This window comes from Dietzia papillomatosis NBRC 105045, assembly GCF_001570845.1.
GTDB lineage: Bacteria > Actinomycetota > Actinomycetes > Mycobacteriales > Mycobacteriaceae > Dietzia > Dietzia cinnamea.
The window spans coordinates 55795-77311 of record NZ_BCSL01000008.1 but is presented as its reverse complement, the minus strand read 5'-3'; the positions used below and the strand labels follow the sequence as shown (position 1 = coordinate 77311).

Below are 21517 nucleotides of genomic sequence, written 5' to 3'. Positions count from 1 at the left end.
TTCGCGACAGTAAATCGACCGTGGGCCCGGGCGGCGACGCACCGGACCCACGGCGGCGGGATCAGACCAGCCAGTCGTTGGGCGCGAACAGCTCGGCGTGGAGGCGGTCCTCGGGCACTCCGGCGTCGAGGAACTGCCGGCGGAGGGACTGGAGGAAGCCGGTGGAGCCGCAGAGGAAGACGTGCGCACCCTCGGGGAGGGGGACCGACGACAGGTCCATGAGGCCGCGGTGGACCGTGCCCGGGCCGGAGACGGCGTCGGTGTCGGTGTCGGGGGCCTGCTCGTACCACGTGTGGACCTCGGCGTCCGCGAGCATCGCGGCCTCACCGGCCACCTCGTCGGCGAGCACGTGATCGGCCCGGCTCCGGTCGGCGTGCAGGACGAGCACCCGGCGGGGGTCCTCGGTCGCCGCCAGGTGGGCGATCATGCCGAGCATGGGCGTGATGCCGATGCCCGCCGAGCAGAGGACGACCGGGGCGTCCTCCCGGTCCTCCGCGGTCCCGGCGGCGTCCAGGACGAGATCGCCGAACGGGAGGGTGACCTGGATGGTGGTGCCGACGGTCGCGTTGGCGTGCAGCCACCCGGAGACCTCGCCGGCAGGGGAGGCCTCGCCGTCCGCGTCGACCCGGCGGACGCCGATCCGCCACGTGCCGTCGCCCGGGGCGGTGGACAGCGAGTACTGGCGCAGCTGGCGGGCGCCGTCGGGCAGGACCACGCCGACCGAGGTGTACTGGCCGGGTCGGAAGTCGGGCAGCGGCTCGCCGTCCGGGCCGCTGAGGGTGAAGACGGCCACCGAGTCCGTGACGTCCTCGCGAGCCACCACGGTGGCGGTGCGGAACACGTCACCCGGCTCGACCTGCGCCTCGGCATAGAGGGCCTTCTCGAAGTCCACCAGGACGGCGGCCATGATCCAGTAGACCTCGTCCCACGCCGCTGCGACCTCCGGCGTGATCGCCTCGCCCAGGACCTCGACGATCGCGCCGAAGAGGTAGTCGTGGACCACCTGGTACTGGTCGGGCGTGATGCCCAGGCTCGCGTGCTTGTGGCCGATCCGCGAGAGCATGTCCACCGGGCTCCGGCCGTCCACCAGCAGGGTGGCGAACGTGGCGATGGACGCGGCGAGCGCGCGCTGCTGCGCACCGAGCTTCTGGTTGCCGCGGTTGAACGTGTCGCGCAGCAGCTCCGGATTGTCGGCGAACATCGTCCGGTAGAAGACCGGCGTGATCTCGTCGATGTGGGCGCCGATCACGGGCAGGGTCTCGCGGACCACGGCGGCGTGCTCGTCGGACAGCTCGTGGGGATGCGCGAGGATCGACTCCAGGGTGGTGATCGAGGTGGTCACGGGTACTCCTTCTGCGAGAGCGCCGGGACAGCGACGGACGTGTCGGGGCGCGACGGGGCCGTCCGAGCACCAGGTGGGTCGGACTGCGTGTGGGTGGAGGACGAGGGGCGGCGGGTGTCACCGACCGGGCGGTCAGGGTCCCGGGCCGGTCCGGGGGCGGGCGCCGAGGCTGAGCGACACCTGGCGGGTGGGCGTGCGGACGATCCCGTCGACCGTCAGCGGGTCGAGGGTGGCGAAGAACGCCTCGCGGGCGTCGACCAGCGCGCGTCGGAGTCCGCAGTTGCCCGCGAGCGGGCAGGGCGTCGGGCCCTCACACTGGACGACCTCGCCCGGGCCCTCCAGTCGGCGCAGCAGCCGCCCGACCGACTCGTGCCGGCCGAGTTCGGTGATGACCAGCCCGCCGCCGCGGCCGCGCCGCGACTCCGCCAGGCCCAACTCGACCAGGCGGGAGACGATCTTGGCCACGTGGCTCACAGAGGCCTCGACCGATTCGGCGATCACCGCAGCGGTCATCCGCTCCTCGCGTTCGTCGGCGACGGCGAGACGCATGAGGGCGCGGAGCGCGAGATCGGAAGACCGGGACAACTGCACAACGCCGAGCGTGCCATATTGCGACTTGTTGCAGTGCATTTGTCGCGGGTGATCTCAAATACGTATTGAGCTGGTCATTTGCTGCCCGTCCCACCTGCGGCAACGCCCGCGGGGAGCGCACTCACGCGGCAGCCGCTCCTCTCCCTGGCGTCTCGCTCCCGGGCTCGGCTTCCCGCCCCCGGGCCTGCATCGCGCAACCCGCGCAGCCGCTCCTCTCCCTGGCGTCTCGCTCCTATGCTTGCCCGCCAGATCTGCAGCCGCCCCTCGGCATGGCGTCTCGCCCACCCCGCGGTGCGTGCGAGACGCCATGCGGACGAGCGGCTGCGTGGGACGCCCCTCGTGACGACGGCCCGCCCGCCGGCCCGCCCGCCGGCCCGCCCGCCCGGCGGGGCGGAGGCATGGGGCTTCCGCGGAGCCCGCGACCGGAGGCCGGGACCACCGCGCGGCGGTAGACTTGCTCCACCGCCGATCGATTGAGGGTGCACTATGGGATTGCTACGGAACGCACTGCGGAGCGGAGTCGCGCTCAAGGCCGTCCAGGTGGTCAAACGCGAGGCCTCGAAGCCGGAGAATCAGCGCAAGGCCCGCGAGTTCGTCGGGAAGATGCGCAACCGGCGACGCTGACGACGAGGCTGACGACGACGCTGAGGGCGGCGCGGACCCGGCCCGCGCCCGCCCCGCGCCGCCCCGCGCCCGCGCCCGCCCGCCCGGTGTCAGATCCAGTCGACGAGCTCCACACGGCCGCCCGAGCCCGAGCCCGCCCCTGAGCTCGCAACCGTCCCCGCGTTCCCGCCCTCGGGTACCACGGCGAGTGCGGGGGCGCCCGCGAGATCGGCGAGATGGGCGGTGCGGACGCGGTCGGCGAGCCGCCAACCCCCGGTGCCGACGGGCCAGGCGGGCAGGATCCGCGCGCGGTTCGGATTCGCCACGTCGGCCAGCCCCGCCAGCCCCGCCAGTTCGGCGGTCACCGGCGTGCGCTGCCGGCCGGTGAGCGCGTCGACCAGGGCCCGACCCGTGGTGGCGGCCGCGCACACCGCCGCAAGTGGATTTCCGGGCAGCGCCAGCAGAACGCGCCCGTCGGGCAGCTCCGCGACGAGTTGCGAGCCGCCGGGCCGGACGCGGACCCCGTCGATCACGACGCGCGCCCCCAGCCGCTCGAGCGCCGGCCGCAGGTGATCGGCCACGCCCCGGCCGGTCGCGCCCACCAACACCAGCACGTCCGAACCGGAATCGGAATCACCGAGCAGATCGTCGACCGCCTCGGCCGTGTCCGGGCAGTGTCGCGGCGGGTCCACCGCCCCGAAGCCCGCCCGCGCCAGGACCCCGGCGGGCCCGCTCAGCAGCGGCCCCACGGTGTCGCGGATCCGCCCCGACGGCAGGGGAGAAGGCGTGTCCGCGGGCAGGACCTCGTCCCCCGTGGTCACCACCGTCGCCCGCACCGGGCCGCGCACGGACACCCGCCCGACACCTGCTGACACGGCCGCGGAGGCCAGTGCCGCGTCGAGCACCGTGTCGGCCGGGGCCAGCGCGTGCCCGGCCGGCCAGTCCTCGCCGACCGGACGCAGGTCGTCGACCCCGTCGGCGCCGGCCGACGCGGTGATGACAGGGTCGCCCGGGACCGCGGCGTCGCCGGGCACCGCCGTGCCGGAAACCTCTGCGCCGCCCGGGCCGCGAACCTCGACCAGTTCGTGCCGCAGCACGCGGTCGGTGCCGTGCGGGGCGAGCGCGCCCGTCGCGATCCGCGCCGCCGTCCCCGCGGCCAGGGAGGCGGGAGAGCCGTCCCCGGCGCGGAGGGCGGCCCCGGTCAGCCGCCACGGCCCGGGCCCGGCCAGCGCGTAGCCGTCCATTGCCGAGACCGGCCCCCTCGGCATCGGGTCCGCCGCGATCAGCGGCGCCGCGAGGACCGCCCCGACCGCGTCGAGGGGCGCGCGCCCGACCGCCGGTACCGGTGTCAGCCCCGCCCGCAGGACGGGCCCCACGTGCGCGAGGGCCACGGGTCCGCGTCCGGCCAGGTCGGCCCACGTGTCGACGTCCCGCGCGGGGTCGCCGACGGGGACGCGGACCACCTCCTCGTCGTCGTACAGGGCCCGGACGGCGCGCCCGCCCACGCCGCCGGAGGCCTCCAGGGCGGCCAGGCGCGCGGCGAGGGCGCGGCGGTCCCACGCGGCCAGGAGGTACTGGTCGTGCCCCGCGGCGTCCACGGCGAGCGCTGCGCGCGGGGCGCTGACCTCGCCCGCGCCGGTGGTCGAGGCGGCGGGGCGGCGCAGCGCGGCGAGGAGGGCGCGGAGGGTGGCGGCGTCGAGGTCGGGGAGGTCACAGGCGACGACGACGACGAGCTCCACCGCCCCCGGCAGTCCCGCCAGTCCCGCGGCGATCGCGGCGACCGGCCCGGAGTGGGGCGGATCCTCGCGGGTGTCACCACCGGGGCCCACGGTGATGACGGGCCCGGCCACGTCCCGGGCGGCGCCGACGACGCTCTCGATCATCGGTCGCCCCGCCACCGTGACCCGGGCCTTGTCGACGCCCCCGAGGCGGCTCGCGCGGCCACCGGCGAGCACGATCGCGCCGACGGCGGTCACGTCTCGTCCGCCAGTCGACCGCGGAGGAAGTCGTCGACCAGCCGCTCGACGTCGGTCGGCGTGAACGGGCGCAGGCCGATCATGCGCGCGACCACCACCGGCCCGGCGAGCTGCGCCACCGCGAGGTCGCGGTCGCCGGGGACGAGGGTGCCGTCGGCCTCCGCGGCGGAGAGCGCCGCGTGCAGCGGCGCCGTGTAGGAGTCCACGACCCCGCGTCGGAGCTGGCCGACCTCGTCGTCCTCCGAGGCGCCGCGGCCCATCGCCAGCCATCCCAGCATCGACTGCTGCAGGGGCGCGTCCTGGATGAGGCGGGTCATCGACGCGCACAGGTGCAGCAGCTGCTCGCGCAGCGGGAGGTCCGTCGGCGGCGGCTCCGGGGCGGGCAGCAATCGGCGGAACGCGGCCGCGATGAGCGAGTCCGTCGACGGGAAGTTGCGGTACAGCGTGGTCCGCGCGACCCCGGACAGCCGGGTGACCGCCTCGACCGTCACCGCCGCCGCGCCGCCCGAGACGAGGAGGTCCGCCGCGGCGTCCAGGAGCTTTCCGCGGGAGCGGGCGCGGCGGGGGTCGGTCGGCGTGGACATGGCCCCCATTGTGACCCGCCGCGCCGGGCGGGTCGTGCGTTACGGTGGCGGGGCTGAAGCGATACCGGCAGTAGCGTTTCCCGCCCCACCCACCCAGGAGGCCTCGTGCTGGAACTGTCCACCGGACGACGCCGATGGCTGCTGTTCGTCAACGTCGTCGCGGTCTCGCTGGTCGTGGCCACCATGTCCGCGCTGTACACGTCGCTGCCCGAACTCGCCGTGGCCATCGGCGCCACCCAGGCCGAGCTCACGTGGATCGTCGACGCCTACACGCTCGCGCTGGCCGCGCTCGTGCTCACCGCCGGCGCGCTGGGCGACCGCTTCGGCCGCCGCGCCACCCTCATCGTGGGGCTGGCCCTGTTCACCCTGTCCTCCGCGCTGCCTCTGTGGCTCGACTCGCCGCTCTGGCTCATCATCCTGCGGGCGGTCGCCGGCGTGGGCGCTGCGTTCGTCATGCCGTCGACGCTCTCGCTGCTGACCGCGAGCTTCCCGCCCGAGCGCCGCGGGACCGCCGTCGGTACCTGGGCGGGCTTCGCCGGCATCGGTGGGATCGTCGGACTGATCGGCTCCGGGCTCATGCTGCAGGTGTGGTCCTGGAAGTCGATCTTCGCCGTCTACGCGGTCCTGGGCCTGGTGGTGCTGGTGGCCGCGTTCACGATCGGTGAGTCCGTCGCGTCCCGGCGTGGTCGGCCGGACGTCGCTGGCGCCGTGTTCTCCGCACTGGCCGTCGGAGGGGTGGTGTTCGGGCTCATCGAGGGAGCGCACACGAGCTTCTCGGAGGTCCCCGTCGTCGTCGCCCTCATCACCTCCGCCGTGAGCCTGGCCGCCTTCGTGCTGGTCGAACTCCGAGCCGACGACCCGATCCTCGACGTGCGCTACTTCCGGCGCCGCGGCTTCTCGGCCGGCTCGGTGGCCGTGGGGATGCAGTTCCTCACGATCTTCGGGTTCTTCCTGCTCATCGTGCAGTACCTGCAGCTGGTCAAGGGCTACGACGCGATCGGGGCGTCCCTGTCGCTGGCGCCCACGGTCGTGCCCGTCATGGTGTTCTCCCTGCTCTCGCCCAAGCTCATCGCGGGGGTCGGACTGCGGGCGGTGTCGGTGGTGGGTGTGGGCGCGATCGCCACCGGGATGATCTTCCTCTCGCGGCTGGGCGTCGACTCGAGCTACTGGGACATCCTGTGGCCGATGGTCACCGCCAGTGTCGGCCTGGGCCTGTCAACCGCGCCCGCGACGTCCGCGATCGTCTCGGACATCCCCGCCGACGAGCAGGGCGTGGCCGCGGCGGTCAACGACGCCATGCGCGAGGTGGGGGCCGCGATCGGCATCGCGATCTCCGGCAGCATCCTCGCCGGCCGGTACGCCGCCGACATCGGCGCAGTCCTGCCGGGCGTCCCCGAGCCCGCCCGCGAGGCGGTGGCCGGATCGTTCGCCGGCGCGGTGGAGTTCGGCGAGGTCGCCGGCCCCGTGGCGCAGCCGATCGTCGACGCCGCGGCCGAGATCTTCGCCTCGGGCATCGCCGACGCCCTGCTCGCGCTGGGGCTCGTCACCGCGGGAGCCGCGCTGGTCCTGCTGGTCGTCGCACCCGGCCGCGGGTACGTGCCGTACGGCGAGCGCGCCGAGGCCGCCGGCGACCCGCGACGCGCGACGGTTCCTGGTGACGATGCTCGACCACCGGCCGGCCGACACAGCGGGCCCGCGGGCGGCGCGCTCAGTCCCGGATGCGCTCGGAATGGGCGTACACCGTCGCCCGGTCGCCCCGGCTGAACCCGACGAGGGTCACCCCGGCCTCCTCCGCCAGGTCCACGGCGAGCGAGGACGGTGCGCTCACCGCCGACATCACCGGGATACCGGCCATCGACGCCTTCTGCACGAGCTCGAACGACGCCCGGCCCGACACCTGGAGGACTGTTCCCCGCAGCGGCAACCGGCCCTCGCGCAGCGCCCAGCCCACGACCTTGTCCACGGCGTTGTGCCTGCCCACGTCCTCGCGCAGGCACAGCAGCTCGCCGGTGGCGGAGAACAGCCCCGCCGCGTGGACCCCACCCGTCTTGCCGAACAGCCGCTGGTGGTCGAGGAGTCGCTCGGGCAGCGTCAGCAGCACCTCGGCGTCGACGAGCGGTTCGACCGGCTCGGCCGGGAAGTGGGTCGAGCGCCGCACCTCGTCGATCGAGTCCACGCCGCACACCCCGCAGGCGCTGCTCATCGTGGTGGCCCGGGCGGACCGGGTCGCCGGGATATCCGGCGAGAGGGTCACCGTGAGGGTGTTGTAATCCTGCTCGGCCCGACCGCTGACGGTGGTGCAATAGCAGATCTCGGGCAGGTGATCGCGGTGCCATACCGCCCCCTCGGAGACCAGGTGCCCGGCGGCGAGATCCACGTCGTCGCCCGGGGTGCGCATCGTGACGACGAACGGCTGGCCGCCAACCCGGATCTCGAGCGGCTCCTCGACGGCGAGGGTCGTCACCTCCCGCCGTGCGTCACCCCCGGCCAGAACCCGCTGCGCCCGGTGACGAGTCGTCCGTCGTCCCATATCCGCGCAGCCTAGCGCCGTCCGAGCGGGAGCGTCGGAGCAGCAGCGCCGTCAGCACCAGCGTGACCAGCCAGACCAGCGGGTAGATGTTCGTGATCAGCCCGAAGACCACCGGGGGGATGTCGCCCCCGAGCATGAACAACCCGATCGCCACCCACCGGTCGTCGGGGAAGTCCGGGTTGGGGAAGCTCTGCACCCAGGCGGCGGTGGCGGCCCAGAGCAGCGGCGGCAGGAGCCAGAGGTACCAGCGGCGGCCGGCGATCGCGTGGTGCACCGCGAGGACCAGCAGCGGCACGAACCAGACCCAGTGGTGGCCCCACGAGAACGGCGACACCACCGACATCGTCATCCCGGACAGCGTCAACGCCAGGAGCTGGTGGCCGGCCCGGTGCAGCAGGGCCGCCATCGCCAACCCGACCACCGCGGCGACCGCCGCCAGCGCCAGCCAGGCGGCGGTGGGGGCGGCGTCGACGCCGAGGACCCGGGCGACGACCCCGCGTAGCGACTGGTTGGACACCACCGAGTCCTGGGCGATGCGGCCCGACTCGAAGACCGTGCCCGACCAGTACCGGGCGGCGTCCGAGGGGATCGCGAGGAAGCCGACCGCCACCGTCGCGAGGAACGTGGCCACGGAGACCAGGGCGAGGCGCCACCGCCCGGTGACGACCCAGTGCGCCCAGAAGAACGCGGGCGTCAGCTTGATCCCCGCCGCGAGTCCGCTGCCGATACCGGCGGCGTGGCGCCACCCGGCGAAACGGTGGTACGGCCCGATCCGGGACAGGAGATGGTCGGCGAGGACGAGGGCCAGCAGGATGATGTTGATCTGGCCCAGCCAGACGGTGGTGCGGACCGGCTCGAGCGACAGGCTGATCAGGGCCAGGCACAGGGACACCTGCCTGGTGACGGTGTCGGGGGCGTAGTCGAGCGCACGGAACGACATCCGGATGACCAGGTACAACAACCCCAGGGTGAGCACCGTCTAGCCGGCCATCATCAGCGCTTCGGAGAGCAGCGGCAGCGGCTGGAAGAGCAACGCCGAGAACGGCGGGTAGGTGAACGGCATCTCCGCGAAGAAGCGGGCGTTGGGTCCCCACAGCAGGCCCTCGTAGAGGGGCGTGCCGGACCGGGCGGCCTCGGCGCCCCACCGGTACACGTGAACGTCCAGGAAGCTCTGGGTGATGCCCCACCACGGCGTCCGTTCGTCGGGTGCACGCAGGACCATGACCACCGACCCCAGCGCCAGCAGGGCCAGTGGTCCGCGCAGCCAGTAGGTGGTGGGAAGCACTCGCACAGTGGCAGAGCCTAGCCGAGGCCTGGCTCGCGGCCCTCCCTCGCGCGCCGCCGCCGGGTGGTGCCCCGCCGCGCGGGCCGCGGCTAGATGTAGATGGCCGGGTCGATGTAGAACTGCGCGTCGCGCAGCTCCTCCTTGCTCGACTCGGACGGGCGGGCCTGACCGGGGATACCCACGATGATCGAGTTGGCGGGGGCGCTCTTGACGACGACGGCGTTGGCGCCCACCGACGAGTCGTCCCCGATCTCCACGGGACCCAGGATCTTGGCCCCGGTACCCACCGTCACGCGGTCCCCGAGCGTCGGATGCCGCTTGACCTGCTTGAGCGAGACGCCGCCGAGGGTCACGCCGTGGTAGATCATGCAGTCGTCGCCGATCTCGGCGGTCTCGCCGATGACGACGCCCATCCCGTGGTCGATGAAGAACCGCCGCCCGATGGTGGCGCCGGGGTGGATCTCGATCCCCGTGAGGAACCGGGCGAACTGGGACAGGACGCGCCCGGCGGTGCGACCGACGCCGCCGGCGTTCCACAGCCGGTGCGAGAGCCTGTGGAACCAGATGGCGTGGAGGCCGGAATAGACGACGGCGTTCTCGACGTCGCCCCGGGCGGCGGGGTCATGGGCGCGCGCCGCGGCGAGGTCCTCGCGCAGCGTGCGCCAGAACCCCACCGGGCGATCGGACGTCGGCGTCATCAGTCGCGGTAGTCCTCGAACAGCATGGTCGAGACGTAGCGCTCGCCGTAGTCGCACACGATGACGACGATGGTCTTACCGGCGTTCTCGGGACGCTTGGCGATCTCGAGGGCGGCCCACACGTTGGCTCCCGAGGAGATGCCGGCGAGGATGCCCTCCTCCTTGCCGAGTCGCTTGGCGATCTCCAATGAGTCCTCGAGGGTGACGTCGATGACCTCGTCGTAGATCTCCCGGTCGAGGATCTCGGGCACGAAGTTGGCGCCCAGGCCCTGGATCTTGTGCGGTCCGGCCTTGCCCTCGGTCAGCAGCGGCGAGTCCTTGGGCTCGACGGCGACGATGTGCAGGTCCGACTTCTGCGAGCGCAGGTAGTTGCCCGCGCCGGAGATGGTGCCGCCGGTGCCGATGCCGGCCACGAACACGTCGATGTCGCCGTCCGTGTCCTCCCAGATCTCGGGTCCGGTGGTGCGGCGGTGGACGTCCACGTTGGCGGGATTGGCGAACTGGCGGGCCAGGACGGCGTTCTCACGCGTCGCGGCGATCTCCTCGGCCTTGGCCACCGCGCCCTTCATCCCCTCGGAGCCCGGGGTGAGGATGAGCTCGGCACCGTAGGCGCGCATCACGGCGCGGCGCTCGACCGACATGGTGTCGGGCATGACGATGACGGCCTTGAAACCGCGGGCCGCCGCGACCATGGACAGCGCGATACCGGTGTTGCCGGACGTGCCCTCGACGATCGTGCCACCGGGCTTGAGGCCGCCCGACGCCACCGCGTCGTCGATGATGGCCGCGCCGATGCGGTCCTTGACGCTGGCTGCCGGGTTCGCGGACTCGAGCTTTGCCAGGACGGTGGCCTGCAGTCCCTCGGTCAGGGAGTTGAGGCGGACCAGCGGGGTCTTGCCGATGGTCTCGCTGATGTCGGAGTAGATCTGCGCCATGTGGGGGTTCCGTTCTGAAGAATGAACAGGTCTGTCTATTGCGTAGTCTACGTGATATCGCAACCCGGCACGAGGGGGTCCTCCGGATTCGCCGCCGCGATTGCCACGGGCGACCGGCGGGCCGATAATCGACTGCGCTCCATTTCTTCGTCGTCCGAAAGGCCGCATCCGGCATGCGCGAGATCTCCGTCCCGTCCACCCGAACCTTCACCGAGGCCGACCTCATCCCGGTGGTGGCGCGGGGACGGGCCACCACGAACCCGCGGGCCACCCCGTTCGAGTACCACACCGGCGAGAAGTGGCAGGGGCTCTCGAGCGCCGAGCTGCGCGAGCGGGTCGACGCGATCGCCGCCGGGCTCATCGCCTCCGGCGTCGAGCCCGGGGACCGGGTGGCGCTCATGGCCGGCACCCGCCTCGAATGGGTCCTCGTCGACCTCGCGGTCTGGACCGCCGGAGCCATCACCGTGCCGATCTACCCCTCGTCCTCCGCGGGCCAGCTCGAATGGATCCTCGAAGACTCCGCCGCCAAGGTCCTCGTGGCCGAGAACGACGACCACGTCGTCGTCGTCGGAGATACCGCGGTCCCGGACACCTGCACCCGGATCCTCTACCTCGACGACGGCGCCGTGGAGACCCTCGAGGCCGACGGCGAGGCCGTCGAGCCCGCCACCCTCGACGCCGCGCTGGACACCCTCCGGGTGGACGCCCCCGCGTCGATCATCTACACCTCCGGCACCACCGGGCGGCCCAAGGGCTGCGTGATCACCCACCGCAACCTCCTGGCGGAGTGCCACGCGCTGCTCGATCACCCCATCGGGTCCATGGCGCAGGCTGGCAAGAAGTCGCTGATGTTCCTGCCGCTGGCCCACGTGCTCGCCCGCGCCGTGACCTACACCGTCTACCTGGGTGACGCGACCGTCGGCTTCTGGGACGACACCGCCACCCTCCTCCCGCGCTTCGCCGATTTCCGGCCGCACATGATCCTCGGGGTCCCACGCGTCTTCGAGAAGGTCCGCGACGGGATCGCCACGAAGGCCGCCGCCAAGGGCGCGGTGCAGAGGGGCATCTTCGAACGCGCCGAGGCGATCGCCATCGAGGACAGCGTGCGGCGCGGCAATGACGGACTGGACGACGAGCGTCGACCCTCGCTCCTGCACACCGTCCAGTACAAGGCGCTCGACCTGCTCGTCTACAAGTCCATACGCGAGGCGCTCGGCGGCCGGTGCGAGTACGCCATCTCCGGCGGCGGCGCCCTGCCCGACCGCATCTCGCACTTTTTCCGCGGAGTCGGCGTGCCCGTCTACGAGGGCTACGGCCTGACCGAGAGCACCGCCGCCGCCACCGTCAACGGGCCCGGCTGCCAGCGCATCGGCACCGTCGGCCGCCCGGTGGCCGGAACCAGCGTGCGTATCAACGACGCCGGCGAGGTGGAGTTGGCCGGCGACATCATCTTCGACCGCTACTGGAACAACCCCGAGGCGACCGCCGAGGCCGTCGTGGACGGCTGGTTCAACACCGGCGACCTCGGTTCGCTCGACGCGGACGGATACCTGACGATCTCCGGCCGGTCCAAGGAGATCATCGTCACCGCCGGCGGTAAGAACGTCTCGCCGGGGCAGATCGAGGATGCGATCCGCGCGCACCGGCTGGTCGGCCACGCGGTGCTGATCGGCGAGGGCCGCAAGTTCGTCTCCGCGCTGATCACGGTCGACGAGAACGAGCTCGAGGCATGGGCCGCGGAGAACGGCCACGGAGGCAAGCCGGCCGAGGACCTGGTGACCGACCCCGCACTGCAGGCCGAGATCCAGTTCGCCGTGGACGATGCCAACCGGCAGGTCTCGCAGGCCGAAGGCGTCAAGAAGTTCACCGTCCTGCCCCGGGACTTCACCGAGGAGTCGGGGGAGCTGACCGCGACCCTGAAGGTCAAGCGGCACGTGGTGGCCGAGCGCTACGCCGAGCAGATCGAGGACATGTACGCCTGATCGTGCCGAAACGAGAGCGCCCGGAACCCGTCCGGGCCCGGGCGCTCCCACGATCGGTGGATCAGGCGTCGGTGTACAGCGACTCGATCTCGCTGCCGAACCGGTCGTGCACGACGTTGCGCTTGAGCTTGAGGGTGGGGGTGAGTTCGCCGGACTCGACGGAGAACTCGGCCGCGAGGATCTTGAACTTGCGGATGGATTCCGCGCGGGAGACCGACTTGTTGGCCCGGTCCACCGCGTCCTGGACCGCGCCGACCAGCTCGCCGTCCTGCAGCAGGTCCGAGACCTCGCCGGTCTTGCCGTGCCTGTCCCGCCACGCGGGGAACGTCTCCGGGTCGATCGTGACGAGCGCCGCGATGTAGCTGCGGTTGTCGCCCACCACGACGGCCTGGCTGATCAGCGGGTCAGAGGTGAGCAGGTCCTCGAGCTGCGAGGGCGAGACGTTCTTCCCGCCGGCGGTGACGATCAGGTCCTTCTTGCGACCCGTGATGGAGAGGTAGCCGTCGGAGTCGAGCTCGCCGATGTCGCCGGTGTGGTACCACTCGCCGGTCCACGCGGCGGCGGTCGCCTCCGGGTTTCGCCAGTAGCCCTTGAACAGCGTCTTGGCCTTGGCCAGGACCTCGCCGTCCTCGGCGATGCGGATGGTGACGCCCGGGATCGGCGTGCCGACGGTGCCGATCTTGGCCCGGTTGGTCGGGTTGACGGTGAGCACGCCCGAGGATTCGGTCAGGCCATAGCCCTCGAGCAGGTCGAACCCGGCGCCGCGGAAGAAGTGGCCCAGGCGGGCGCCCAGCGGCCCACCGCCCGAGATGATGCGGTCGCATTCGCCGCCCAGAGCGTCGTGCAGCTTCGAGTAGACGAGCTTCGAGTAGAGCTTCTGCTTGACCTTCAGCGCGGCCGACGGCCGACCGCCGTTCTCGAGGGCCTTGGAGTAGTCGATGGCCGTCTGGACGGCGGCCTTGAAGATCTTGGCCTTGGCGCCGCCGGCGTTCTCGGCCTTTGCCGCGGCGGAGTTGTAGACCTTCTCCAGCACGCGCGGCACCGACACCAGGAAGGTGGGGTGGATCTCGCCGAGGCGCTCGATGACCTTGGTGGTGTCCGGCTCGTGCGCCACGGCCACGCGCTTGTAGAAGCAGGCCACCTCCAGGATGCGGGCGAGGACGTGGGCCAGGGGCAGGAAGATGAGGGTCCGACTGTTGGGCACGAACGCGTCCTGGAGTTGCTCCTCGACCGACACGACGACGCCGCCGAACCCGCCGTGCACGATCTCGCAGCCCTTGGGGTTGCCTGTCGTGCCGGAGGTGTAGATGATCGCGCAGGGGTCCTCGTGGCCGGCGACGAGCGAGGCCTTCTCGAGGTCGGCGTCCGAGACGTCGGCGCCGGCCTCGGTGAGCTGGGCGACGAGGTCGTTCTCGATCACGAGGATGTCACCGGACCAGTCGGTGCCGGCGGTGAGCACCTCGCGCAACTCGAGGTCCTCGACGACCGCGACGGTCGCGTCCGAGTTGGTGAGGATCCAGTCGCACTGCGCGGACGAGGACGTCTCGTAGATCGGCACGGTGACCGCGCCGGCGACCCAGGCCGCCCAGGCGATGAGCGACCACTCGTAGCGGGTGTGGCTCATGATCGCCAGTCGGTCGCCGGGCTTCACGCCCCGGGCGATGAGGCCCTTGGCCACGCCCTTGACCTCCTCCAGGTACTGGGCGCAGGTGACCTCCTTCCAGTCGCCGCCGACCAGGCGCAGCACGGCGACGTCGTTCGGCGCCTCCTGTGCGTTCTTGAACACGAGTCTCGACAGGTTCTCGACAGGGAAGGGTTTGGCGGCTGGCGGGGTGGCGAACTCGGTCGTCATCTCGGTCCTTAAATCATGTGTGGCCTGAATCACTGACGATTGTAGAGGGGTCGCCGCCCCCTGTGGCAAGCACCTGTTATTTGGGTTCGTTTATGAGGGTGACGTCATGTTCTGTGACGGTCGTTACACTGGCGTCATGTCGGCGGGGAGGTCAACAGTGGCCAGCGCGATCGTCGCGCAGTCCTGGGAGCGGAGCAGGCGACGGGGGATCGACCCGGATCGGGCGGATCCGCCGGTCGACCTGCAGGGCCCCGACCTGTCCGCGCACCTGGCCGCGCACCGGATGGCGGCGGTGCTGCCCGTCGTCGAGAAGGTGCTGGTATCCGGGGTCATGACCAGCGGCCACCTCGTGGCGGTCGCCGACGCCGACGGCCGGCTCCTGTGGCTGTACGGGGACCGCGGCGTGCGGACGCGGGCGGAGCGGATGGCGTTCGTGCCGGGAGCGCTGTGGAGCGACGACGCGGTGGGGGCGAACGCGCCGGGCCTCGCGCTGCGGCACGACGTCCCCGTGCGGGTGCGTGGTGCGGAGCACTTCCTCGCGCCCGCCCACTCGTGGAGCTGCTCGGCCGCGCCGGTCCACGACCCGGTGACGGGGCGGGTGATCGGCGGTATCGACGTGACCGGTCACGACACCGCGGCCTCGGACGAGGTGCTCGCCCTGGTCGGTGCCACCGCGCTGCTCGCCGAGGCCGAGCTGCGGTCGACCCCGGCCGGCGTGCTCCTGCCCGGGCCGGCGGTGGCGGCGGCGACCGCGCCGCGCCTCCTCGAGGTCCTCGGCACCGCCCGTCCGGTGCTCGCCGACCACGGCCCGCTCACCGGTCGTCACGCCGAGATCCTCGTCCTGCTCGCCGCCCACCCCGGTGGGCTGTCCGGCGGAGCGCTGGCCGGGCTCCTCGCCGAGGGGAGGCTCGACGCCGTCAGCGTCCGCGCCGAGATGTCGAGACTGCGCCGCGCCCTGGGGCCGGACGTCATCGGCTCCCGGCCGTACCGCCTGGCACCGGGGGTCGTGGAGACCGGTGCCGACCGGGTGGTCGCCATGCTCGACGTCGACGTGGACGCCGCGGTGGCGGCCTACCCCGGTCCGCTCTTGCCGACCTCCTTCGCGCCGGGTGTCGCCGACCTGCGGGAAGAGCTGCACGCCCGGGTCCGCGCCGCCGCGTTGGGCGCGGGATCGGTGCGGGCCCTGCGCGCCTGGACCGCCGGCCCCGGGCGCGAGGACCCCGACGCCTGGCGGACCCTGGGGTCGCTGCCCGACCTCTCCCCGGCGGCGCGGTCCTCGGCCCGCTCCGTGCACCGGGTGTTGGACGACCGGCTGGGGGCCTGAGCGCCTCGTCGTCGTCGCCCCCGGTCCCTCCCTCGCCGCCCCTGCCTCGCCGCGCGGCGTGCAACGTCCGTGCAACCCTCCCGTCGATAGTGTTCTGCATCACAGTCGCCGACCGCAGGGGTCGGCGCGCGCAGACGAGAGGTGCCAGACATGACCGTCTACTCCCAGCCCGGTTCCGCCGACGCGGTGATGTCCTACGAGAGCCGCTACGACCACTACATCGGTGGCGAGTGGGTCGCGCCGGTCAAGGGCGAGTACTTCGAGAACGTCACCCCCATCACCGGCCAGGTGTTCTGCGAGGTGGGCCGCGGGACGGCCGAGGACATCGAGGCCGCGCTGGACGCGGCCTGGGCCGCTGCGCCGGCGTGGGGTGCGAGCTCCGCCACGGAGCGGTCGCTGGTGCTGCTCCGGATCGCCGATCGCATGGAGGAGAACCTCGAGAAGATCGCGCTCGCCGAGTCGTGGGACAACGGCAAGGCGATCCGCGAGTGTCTGGCGGCCGACATCCCGCTGGCGATCGACCACTTCCGCTACTTCGCCGGCGCGATCCGCGCCCAGGAGGGCGGCATCTCCGAGATCAACGGGGATACCGTCGCCTACCACTTCCAGGAGCCGCTCGGCGTGGTCGGCCAGATCATCCCGTGGAACTTTCCGATCCTCATGGCGGTCTGGAAGCTGGCCCCGGCCCTGGCCGCCGGTAACTGCGTGGTGCTCAAGCCGGCGGAGCAGACCCCGGCATCGATCCTGTTCCTGATGTCGATCATCGGCGACCTGCTGCCGCCGGGCGTGATCAACGTGGTCAACGGCTTCGGCACCGAGGCGGGCAAGCCGCTCGCGTCCAACCCGCGCATCCGCAAGGTGGCCTTCACCGGCGAGACCACCACGGGCCGGCTGATCATGCAGTACGCGTCCGAGAACCTCATCCCGGTGACCCTCGAACTCGGCGGCAAGAGCCCCAACATCTTCTTCGAGGACGTCATGGACGCCGATGACGACTTCCTTCAGTCCGCGCTCGAGGGCTTCGCCATGTTCGGCCTCAACCAGGGCGAGATATGCACCTGCCCCTCGCGTGCGCTGGTGCAGAAGTCGATCATCGATGACTTCACCGACCTCGCGATCGACCGGGTCAGGCAGATCAAGACCGGAAATCCGCTCGACACCGAGACGATGATGGGCGCCCAGGCCTCGACCGACCAGCTCGAGAAGATCCTGTCCTACATCGACATCGGCAAGCAGGAGGGCGCGGACGTGCTCACCGGCGGCGGACGCGCCGAGCTCGACGGCGATCTCGCCGGCGGCTTCTACGTGGAGCCGACGGTCTTCCGCGGCCACAACAAGATGCGCCTGTTCCAGGAGGAGATCTTCGGCCCGGTGCTCTCCCTGAGCTCGTTCACCGATTTCGACGACGCCATGATGATCGCCAACGACACCCTCTACGGTCTCGGCGCCGGTGTGTGGTCGCGCAACGGCACCACCGCCTACCGGGCCGGCCGCACCATCCAGGCCGGCCGGGTGTGGACCAACACCTATCACCAGTACCCGGCCCACGCGGCGTTCGGCGGGTACAAGCAGTCCGGCATCGGGCGCGAGAACCACCGGATGATGCTCGACCACTACCAGCAGACCAAGTGCCTGCTCGTGAGCTACTCGGGTAAGCCGCAGGGCTTCTTCTGATGGACGACGTGTGCGGATTGCCCTCGGGCGGGAGCGTGCGCATCGCGGCACGGGCCCTCCCGCCCGAGGGGGCGCCGGCCGCGCTGCCGGCGCGCGTCGTGGTCACCGAGCCGGCCGCGCAGCTGATCCGCGAGCTGGTCGAGCGCCACGGGCCGGTGATGTTCCACCAGTCCGGCGGGTGCTGCGACGGTTCGGCGCCCATGTGCTACCCGGACGGGGAGTTCCGCGTGGGTCAGCGGGATGTCCTCGTGGGGGAGGTGGACCTGGCGCCGGGCGCCCGGGACGTACCGGCGGGAGACGAAGACGAGGCGCGCCTGAGCTCGTCGTCGTCGTCGACCCGGGTGCGCGTCTGGATCTCGGGCCCACAGTTCGACACCTGGAAGCACACACAACTGGTGCTGGACGCGGTCCCGGGCAGGGGCTCGGGGTTCAGTCTCGAGAACCCGACCGGGAAGCGGTTCCTGTCGCGGGCCCGCACGTTCGACGAGCGCGAACTCGCCGCCCTCGAGGAGTTCCCGCCGGCGACGGGGGCGGACCCGGGGGCGTAGGGGCGGGCCGGCGTCCACGGCCGGGACCGGCCGATCCGGCCTGCCAGGAGCGGCCACGGCGGTAGAGTCCGACCATGGACACGGACCGCACGGCCTCCGCTGACCCCCTCGACGCCACCGTCGAGTTCCTCACCGCCGAGCTGCGTGCTGACCTGCTGCGACGCTGGAACGAGCCGCAGCGGCGGTACCACAACGAGACGCACCTGCGGGCCGTCCTGCGGGCGATCGACGCGCTCGAGGCCGACGGGGAGTCGTTCGACGGCACCGAGGTCCGCCTGGCCGCCTGGCTACACGCCGCGGTGTTCGACCCCGCCGGCTCGGAGAACACCGAGAAGTCCGCGGCGCTGGCCGAGCGCGTTCTCGAACCCTCCGCTCCGGCCGCCGAGGTCGCGCGGCTGGTCCGCCTCATGGGCGGGCACCGCGTCGAGCCGGGGGACCTCAACGGCGCGGTCCTCTCCGACGCCGACCTCGCCGTGCTCGGCGCCGACCCCGACACGTATGACACCTACGCCCGCGACGTCCGCCACGAGTACGCCCACGTGCCGGGCGAGCGGTTCGTGGCCGGGCGGATCGGCGCGTTGGAGGGGTTGCTCGACCGTCGCTCGGTGTTCCTCACGCGGGCGGGCCGCGATCTGTGGGAGAAGAAGGCCCACGCCAACCTCAACCGCGAGCTGGGGCTCCTGCGCGCGGGCGTGTCCGAGAGCTGAGCGGCGCCGCGACCCCGGCCGGCCGCTGGTGCGGTCGGTGTCAGTCGCGCACGGTCGGTCAGTCGCGCGGACCGATGCCGGGTGGCGTGACCGCGGCCGTGTACTCCGCGACGCCGGAGGCGACCATGAACTCGGTGATGGCGCGGGCATCGTCCTCGCCCGGCAGTCCCCAGCCGTCCCGGTACCCGTAGACGTCGGCCAGCGTGTGCGCGTCCCGGGTCCCGCGGGCGAGCTCGACGTCGGTCGGCCCGATGAGGCCGGGATGCGGGACCCCGACCGCGCCGGCGACCTTGACGAGCTCGCGGCGCAGTGACCGGATGTAGTTCGAACACCGCACCGCCATCGTCGTGGGATCGACACCGCGGACCAGCCAGGGATTCTGGGTGGCGACCCCCGTAGGGCATCCGCCGGTGTGACATTTCTGCGCCTGGATGCACCCCACCGACAGCATCGGCTCGCGGGCCACGTTGATCATGTCGACTCCCAGCGCCAGCGCGACCACCGCGTTCTCCGGGATACCCAACTTGCCGGACCCGATGAACATGACGTCGTCGGCCAGCCCGGCCTCGGCGAAGACCGAGTAGACGCGCGGGAAGCCCAGGCGGAAGGGCAGGGACACGGCATCGGTGAACACGAGCGGGCCCGCTCCGGTACCGCCCTCTCCGCCGTCGATCGTGATGAAGTCGACGCCACGGTCGCGCGGGACCATCGCGGTGGCGAGATCCTCCCAGAAGCCCATGTCGCCGACCGCCGATTTGATGCCGACGGGTAGTCCGGTGCGGTCCGCGATCTCCTCCACCAGGTCCAGCATCGAGTCGACGTCGTGGAACGCGGTGTGGCGGGAGGGGCTCGCGCAGTCCTCGCCCAGCGGGATCCCGCGGATCGCGGCGACCTCCTCGGTGATCTTGGCTGCCGGCAGGAGCCCGCCGAGCCCCGGTTTGGCGCCCTGGCTGAGCTTGATCTCGATGGCCCGGATCGGGTGCTTCTCGGCGAGGGCCACCAGCTTGTCGATGTCGAAGCGGCCGTCGTCGTCCCGGACCCCGAAATACGCGGTTCCGATCTGGAAGACCAGGTCAGCGCCGTTCTGGTGGTACGGGCTCAGCCCGCCCTCACCGGTGTTGTGCAGGGCCCCCGAGAGGGCGGCGCCGCGGTTGAGCGACTCCACCGCCGGGGCGGAGAGCGCACCGTAGCTCATCGCCGAGATGCTGACCAGCGACTCCGGTCGGTACGCACGGGCGCGACCCCGGGCTGCGCCGAGCACCTTGGCGGGAGGGAGCGGGAGTTGCTGCCCGGCGTGCGGCCCGGCTGACAGCGTGACGTCGCTGAAGGTGCGCTGTTTGACGATCGGGTAGCCCTCGAGGAACTCGATGTCGTTGTCCGTGCCGAAGCCGAACGTGGTCGCCCGGGCCTCGGCGGACTCGTACACCCAGTCGCGCTGGTCGCGGGTGAACGGGCGTTCTTCGTCGTTTCCCGCGACGATGTACTGCCGAAGCTCGGGGCCGATGGCGGTCAGCGCCATCCGGGCGTGGCCGAGGACGGGGAAGGTCCGCAGGACCGGGTAGCGGGTCTGGCGCAGATCGGTGGCCGCGACCGCGGCGAGAGCGGCCAGTGGCGCTCCGAGGAGCCATTTGCGCATGTCGACCTCCAAGGGGGCGGGGTGGTGGGCCGGGGGCTGCCCCCATCATGCCGACCGGGCGCCGCTGGCATCAGGGCAGGATGCGCGAGATGACGTCGGCGGCGACGTCTTCGAGCAGCGGGCCCGCGTTGGCGATCGACCGCTCGAGGTCCGGCTCGCGTTCGGTCAAGGCGGCGGCGGCGGCGAACCCGGCCTCGGCGACCCGGTCGGCCTCGAGATCCAGGCGGCCGCAGACCGCGACCACCGGCACCGCGTGTGACCGGCAGAGGGCGGCCACGCCCATCGGGGTCTTGCCGTGCATGGTCTGGTCGTCCAGTCGCCCCTCGCCGGTCACCACGAGGTCGGCGGCGGAGAGCATGTCCTCCAGGCCGGTGAGCGTGCCCAGCACCTCGAAGCCGGGATCCAGGGAGGCGCCGAGCAGCTCGCGGGCGGCGAAGCCCACACCGCCGGCAGCGCCGGAGCCCGGGGCGTCGGGGTCCACGTCGAGCCCCTGGGCGCGCAGGACCTCGACGAGCCGGGCGAGGCCGGCCTCGAGCTCGTCCAGCTGTTCGTCGGTGGCGCCCTTCTGCGGGCCGTAGACGCGGGCCGCGCCCAGCGGGCCGAGCAGCGGGTTGTCGACGTCGCAGGCCACGAGGATCCTGGCGGCCCGGACGGCCGGGTCGAGACCGTCGAGGTCCACGCGGTCCAGGTGGATCAACGCGCCGCCGCCGTCGGGTAGCTCGGCACCGGAGGCGTCGAGGAACCGCGCGCCCAGGGCGGAGAGCATCCCGGTGCCGCCGTCGGTGGAGGCGCTGCCGCCGATGCCCAGGTGGATGTTGCCGCGGCCGGATCGGAGCGCGGCCAGCATGACCTCGCCGACCCCGCGGCTCGACGCCTCCAGGGGACGCGGCTCCCCGCCGGGCAGGCGGAGCAGGCCGCAGGCGTCGGCCATCTCGACGAACGCGGTGTCCGGATCGATGGCGGCGAAGGACGTCTCCACCGTCTCGCCCGTGGGCCCGGACACGGTGACGGGCACGGGGCGCGCGCCGCCGGCGACCATCACCTCCAGGCTGCCGCCCCCGCCGTCGGCGACCGGGCGCTCGACCACGTCGATCTCGGGGTGCGCCCGCCGAGCGCCCTCCGCCGCGTGACGGCACGCCTCGATAGCGGTGAGTGAGCCCTTGAAGGCCCCGCAGGCCACGACGATCGTCACGCCTGCATCATCCCCTATGAGTGTCCGGCGACACACGACGGCCCGGGGTCGCGACGGG

The 21517-nt window shown here is 72.2% G+C and carries 19 protein-coding genes; 7 read left to right on the top strand and 12 right to left on the bottom strand.

All coding sequences use genetic code 11. The features are described from left to right. Positions 1–61: 61 nt before the first annotated feature. Positions 62–1342: a globin domain-containing protein gene (locus DPA01S_RS04380; RefSeq protein ID WP_061914237.1), complete on the bottom strand. Its 1281-nt coding sequence runs from the start codon at positions 1340–1342 to the stop codon at positions 62–64. 132 nt (positions 1343–1474) lie between these two features. Beyond that, a complete protein-coding gene (locus tag DPA01S_RS04375; RefSeq protein WP_007627491.1) occupies positions 1475–1933 on the bottom strand; it encodes an RrF2 family transcriptional regulator in 459 nt (152 codons plus the stop codon). Between the two features lie 486 nt (positions 1934–2419). Between DPA01S_RS04375 and DPA01S_RS16955 the strand changes: the two genes are divergently transcribed. Continuing rightward, positions 2420–2557: a hypothetical protein gene (locus tag DPA01S_RS16955; protein WP_165928478.1), complete on the top strand. Its 138-nt coding sequence runs from the start codon at positions 2420–2422 to the stop codon at positions 2555–2557. A gap of 89 nt (positions 2558–2646) precedes the next feature. Here DPA01S_RS16955 and DPA01S_RS04370 read toward each other — a convergent pair whose 3' ends face one another. Together DPA01S_RS04370 and DPA01S_RS04365 are read right to left on the bottom strand one after the other, a co-directional pair. Next, positions 2647–4512: an NTP transferase domain-containing protein gene (locus tag DPA01S_RS04370; protein ID WP_061914235.1), complete on the bottom strand. Its 1866-nt coding sequence runs from the start codon at positions 4510–4512 to the stop codon at positions 2647–2649. Then, positions 4509–5096 (bottom strand): TetR/AcrR family transcriptional regulator, encoded by a 588-nt coding sequence (locus DPA01S_RS04365; protein WP_061914233.1) that lies wholly within the window; start codon positions 5094–5096, stop codon positions 4509–4511. Before DPA01S_RS04365 ends, DPA01S_RS04370 begins: the two co-directional genes overlap by 4 nt. A gap of 105 nt (positions 5097–5201) precedes the next feature. On the opposite strand from DPA01S_RS04365, the gene DPA01S_RS04360 reads away from it, so the two are divergent. Next, positions 5202–6860 (top strand): MFS transporter, encoded by a 1659-nt coding sequence (locus DPA01S_RS04360; protein WP_232303009.1) that lies wholly within the window; start codon positions 5202–5204, stop codon positions 6858–6860. On the opposite strand, the gene fdhD is transcribed toward DPA01S_RS04360, so the two are convergent. The 5 genes from fdhD to cysK all read right to left on the bottom strand — a co-directional run bounded on the left by fdhD (position 6805) and on the right by cysK (position 10544). Continuing rightward, complete coding sequence (fdhD, locus tag DPA01S_RS04355; protein ID WP_084374678.1) at positions 6805–7626, bottom strand: formate dehydrogenase accessory sulfurtransferase FdhD; 822 nt, start codon at positions 7624–7626, stop codon at positions 6805–6807. The genes DPA01S_RS04360 and fdhD overlap by 56 nt on opposite strands. Next, a complete protein-coding gene (locus DPA01S_RS04350; protein ID WP_232303008.1) occupies positions 7574–8602 on the bottom strand; it encodes a glycosyltransferase 87 family protein in 1029 nt (342 codons plus the stop codon). The genes fdhD and DPA01S_RS04350 overlap by 53 nt, the downstream gene beginning before the upstream one ends. A 3-nt stretch (positions 8603–8605) precedes the next feature. After that, positions 8606–8917 (bottom strand): hypothetical protein, encoded by a 312-nt coding sequence (locus tag DPA01S_RS17225; RefSeq protein WP_232303007.1) that lies wholly within the window; start codon positions 8915–8917, stop codon positions 8606–8608. Positions 8918–9000: 83 nt separating this feature from the next. Continuing rightward, entirely contained in the window at positions 9001–9585 is a 585-nt protein-coding gene (epsC, locus tag DPA01S_RS04345) for a serine O-acetyltransferase EpsC (RefSeq protein WP_109148625.1), read from the bottom strand. Between the two features lie 23 nt (positions 9586–9608). Next, positions 9609–10544, bottom strand: coding sequence for a cysteine synthase A (gene cysK, locus DPA01S_RS04340; protein ID WP_007629536.1), 936 nt, complete (start codon positions 10542–10544; stop codon positions 9609–9611). Positions 10545–10717: 173 nt separating this feature from the next. Here cysK and DPA01S_RS04335 point away from each other — a divergent pair, with 173 nt between their 5' ends. After that, a complete protein-coding gene (locus tag DPA01S_RS04335) occupies positions 10718–12526 on the top strand; it encodes an AMP-dependent synthetase/ligase (protein WP_061227833.1) in 1809 nt (602 codons plus the stop codon). Between the two features lie 61 nt (positions 12527–12587). On the opposite strand, the gene DPA01S_RS04330 is transcribed toward DPA01S_RS04335, so the two are convergent. Further along, positions 12588–14378 (bottom strand): AMP-dependent synthetase/ligase, encoded by a 1791-nt coding sequence (locus tag DPA01S_RS04330; RefSeq protein ID WP_061227834.1) that lies wholly within the window; start codon positions 14376–14378, stop codon positions 12588–12590. 136 nt (positions 14379–14514) lie between these two features. On the opposite strand from DPA01S_RS04330, the gene DPA01S_RS04325 reads away from it, so the two are divergent. From DPA01S_RS04325 to DPA01S_RS04310, 4 genes are all read left to right on the top strand, one after another. Continuing rightward, a complete protein-coding gene (locus DPA01S_RS04325) occupies positions 14515–15702 on the top strand; it encodes a GAF domain-containing protein (protein WP_157076956.1) in 1188 nt (395 codons plus the stop codon). Between the two features lie 150 nt (positions 15703–15852). After that, positions 15853–17376: an acetaldehyde dehydrogenase ExaC gene (exaC, locus tag DPA01S_RS04320; protein WP_061914227.1), complete on the top strand. Its 1524-nt coding sequence runs from the start codon at positions 15853–15855 to the stop codon at positions 17374–17376. Beyond that, positions 17376–17924, top strand: coding sequence for a DUF779 domain-containing protein (locus DPA01S_RS04315; RefSeq protein ID WP_082767612.1), 549 nt, complete (start codon positions 17376–17378; stop codon positions 17922–17924). The genes exaC and DPA01S_RS04315 overlap by 1 nt, the downstream gene beginning before the upstream one ends. Before the next feature lie 74 nt (positions 17925–17998). Beyond that, positions 17999–18631, top strand: a complete 633-nt coding sequence (locus DPA01S_RS04310; protein ID WP_061914225.1) for an HD domain-containing protein — start codon at positions 17999–18001, stop codon at positions 18629–18631. A gap of 58 nt (positions 18632–18689) precedes the next feature. Here DPA01S_RS04310 and DPA01S_RS04305 read toward each other — a convergent pair whose 3' ends face one another. Next, entirely contained in the window at positions 18690–20267 is a 1578-nt protein-coding gene (locus DPA01S_RS04305) for an FMN-binding glutamate synthase family protein (protein WP_061227837.1), read from the bottom strand. A 70-nt stretch (positions 20268–20337) separates the two neighbouring features. Continuing rightward, positions 20338–21459 (bottom strand): glycerate kinase, encoded by a 1122-nt coding sequence (locus DPA01S_RS04300; protein WP_061227838.1) that lies wholly within the window; start codon positions 21457–21459, stop codon positions 20338–20340. Positions 21460–21517 lie beyond the last annotated feature (58 nt).

Bases quoted from the DNA above. Each gene is read 5' to 3' on its own strand.
- DPA01S_RS16955 (WP_165928478.1), top strand. From the start codon at position 2,420: ATGGGATTGCTACGGAACGCACTGCGGAGCGGAGTCGCGCTCAAGGCC.
- DPA01S_RS04365 (WP_061914233.1), bottom strand. From the start codon at position 5,096: ATGTCCACGCCGACCGACCCCCGCCGCGCCCGCTCCCGCGGAAAGCTC.
- fdhD (WP_084374678.1), bottom strand. From the start codon at position 7,626: ATGGGACGACGGACGACTCGTCACCGGGCGCAGCGGGTTCTGGCCGGG.
- cysK (WP_007629536.1), bottom strand. From the start codon at position 10,544: ATGGCGCAGATCTACTCCGACATCAGCGAGACCATCGGCAAGACCCCG.
- DPA01S_RS04335 (WP_061227833.1), top strand. From the start codon at position 10,718: ATGCGCGAGATCTCCGTCCCGTCCACCCGAACCTTCACCGAGGCCGAC.
- DPA01S_RS04330 (WP_061227834.1), bottom strand. From the start codon at position 14,378: ATGACGACCGAGTTCGCCACCCCGCCAGCCGCCAAACCCTTCCCTGTC.
- DPA01S_RS04325 (WP_157076956.1), top strand. From the start codon at position 14,515: ATGTCGGCGGGGAGGTCAACAGTGGCCAGCGCGATCGTCGCGCAGTCC.
- exaC (WP_061914227.1), top strand. From the start codon at position 15,853: ATGACCGTCTACTCCCAGCCCGGTTCCGCCGACGCGGTGATGTCCTAC.
- DPA01S_RS04315 (WP_082767612.1), top strand. From the start codon at position 17,376: ATGGACGACGTGTGCGGATTGCCCTCGGGCGGGAGCGTGCGCATCGCG.
- DPA01S_RS04310 (WP_061914225.1), top strand. From the start codon at position 17,999: ATGGACACGGACCGCACGGCCTCCGCTGACCCCCTCGACGCCACCGTC.
- DPA01S_RS04305 (WP_061227837.1), bottom strand. From the start codon at position 20,267: ATGCGCAAATGGCTCCTCGGAGCGCCACTGGCCGCTCTCGCCGCGGTC.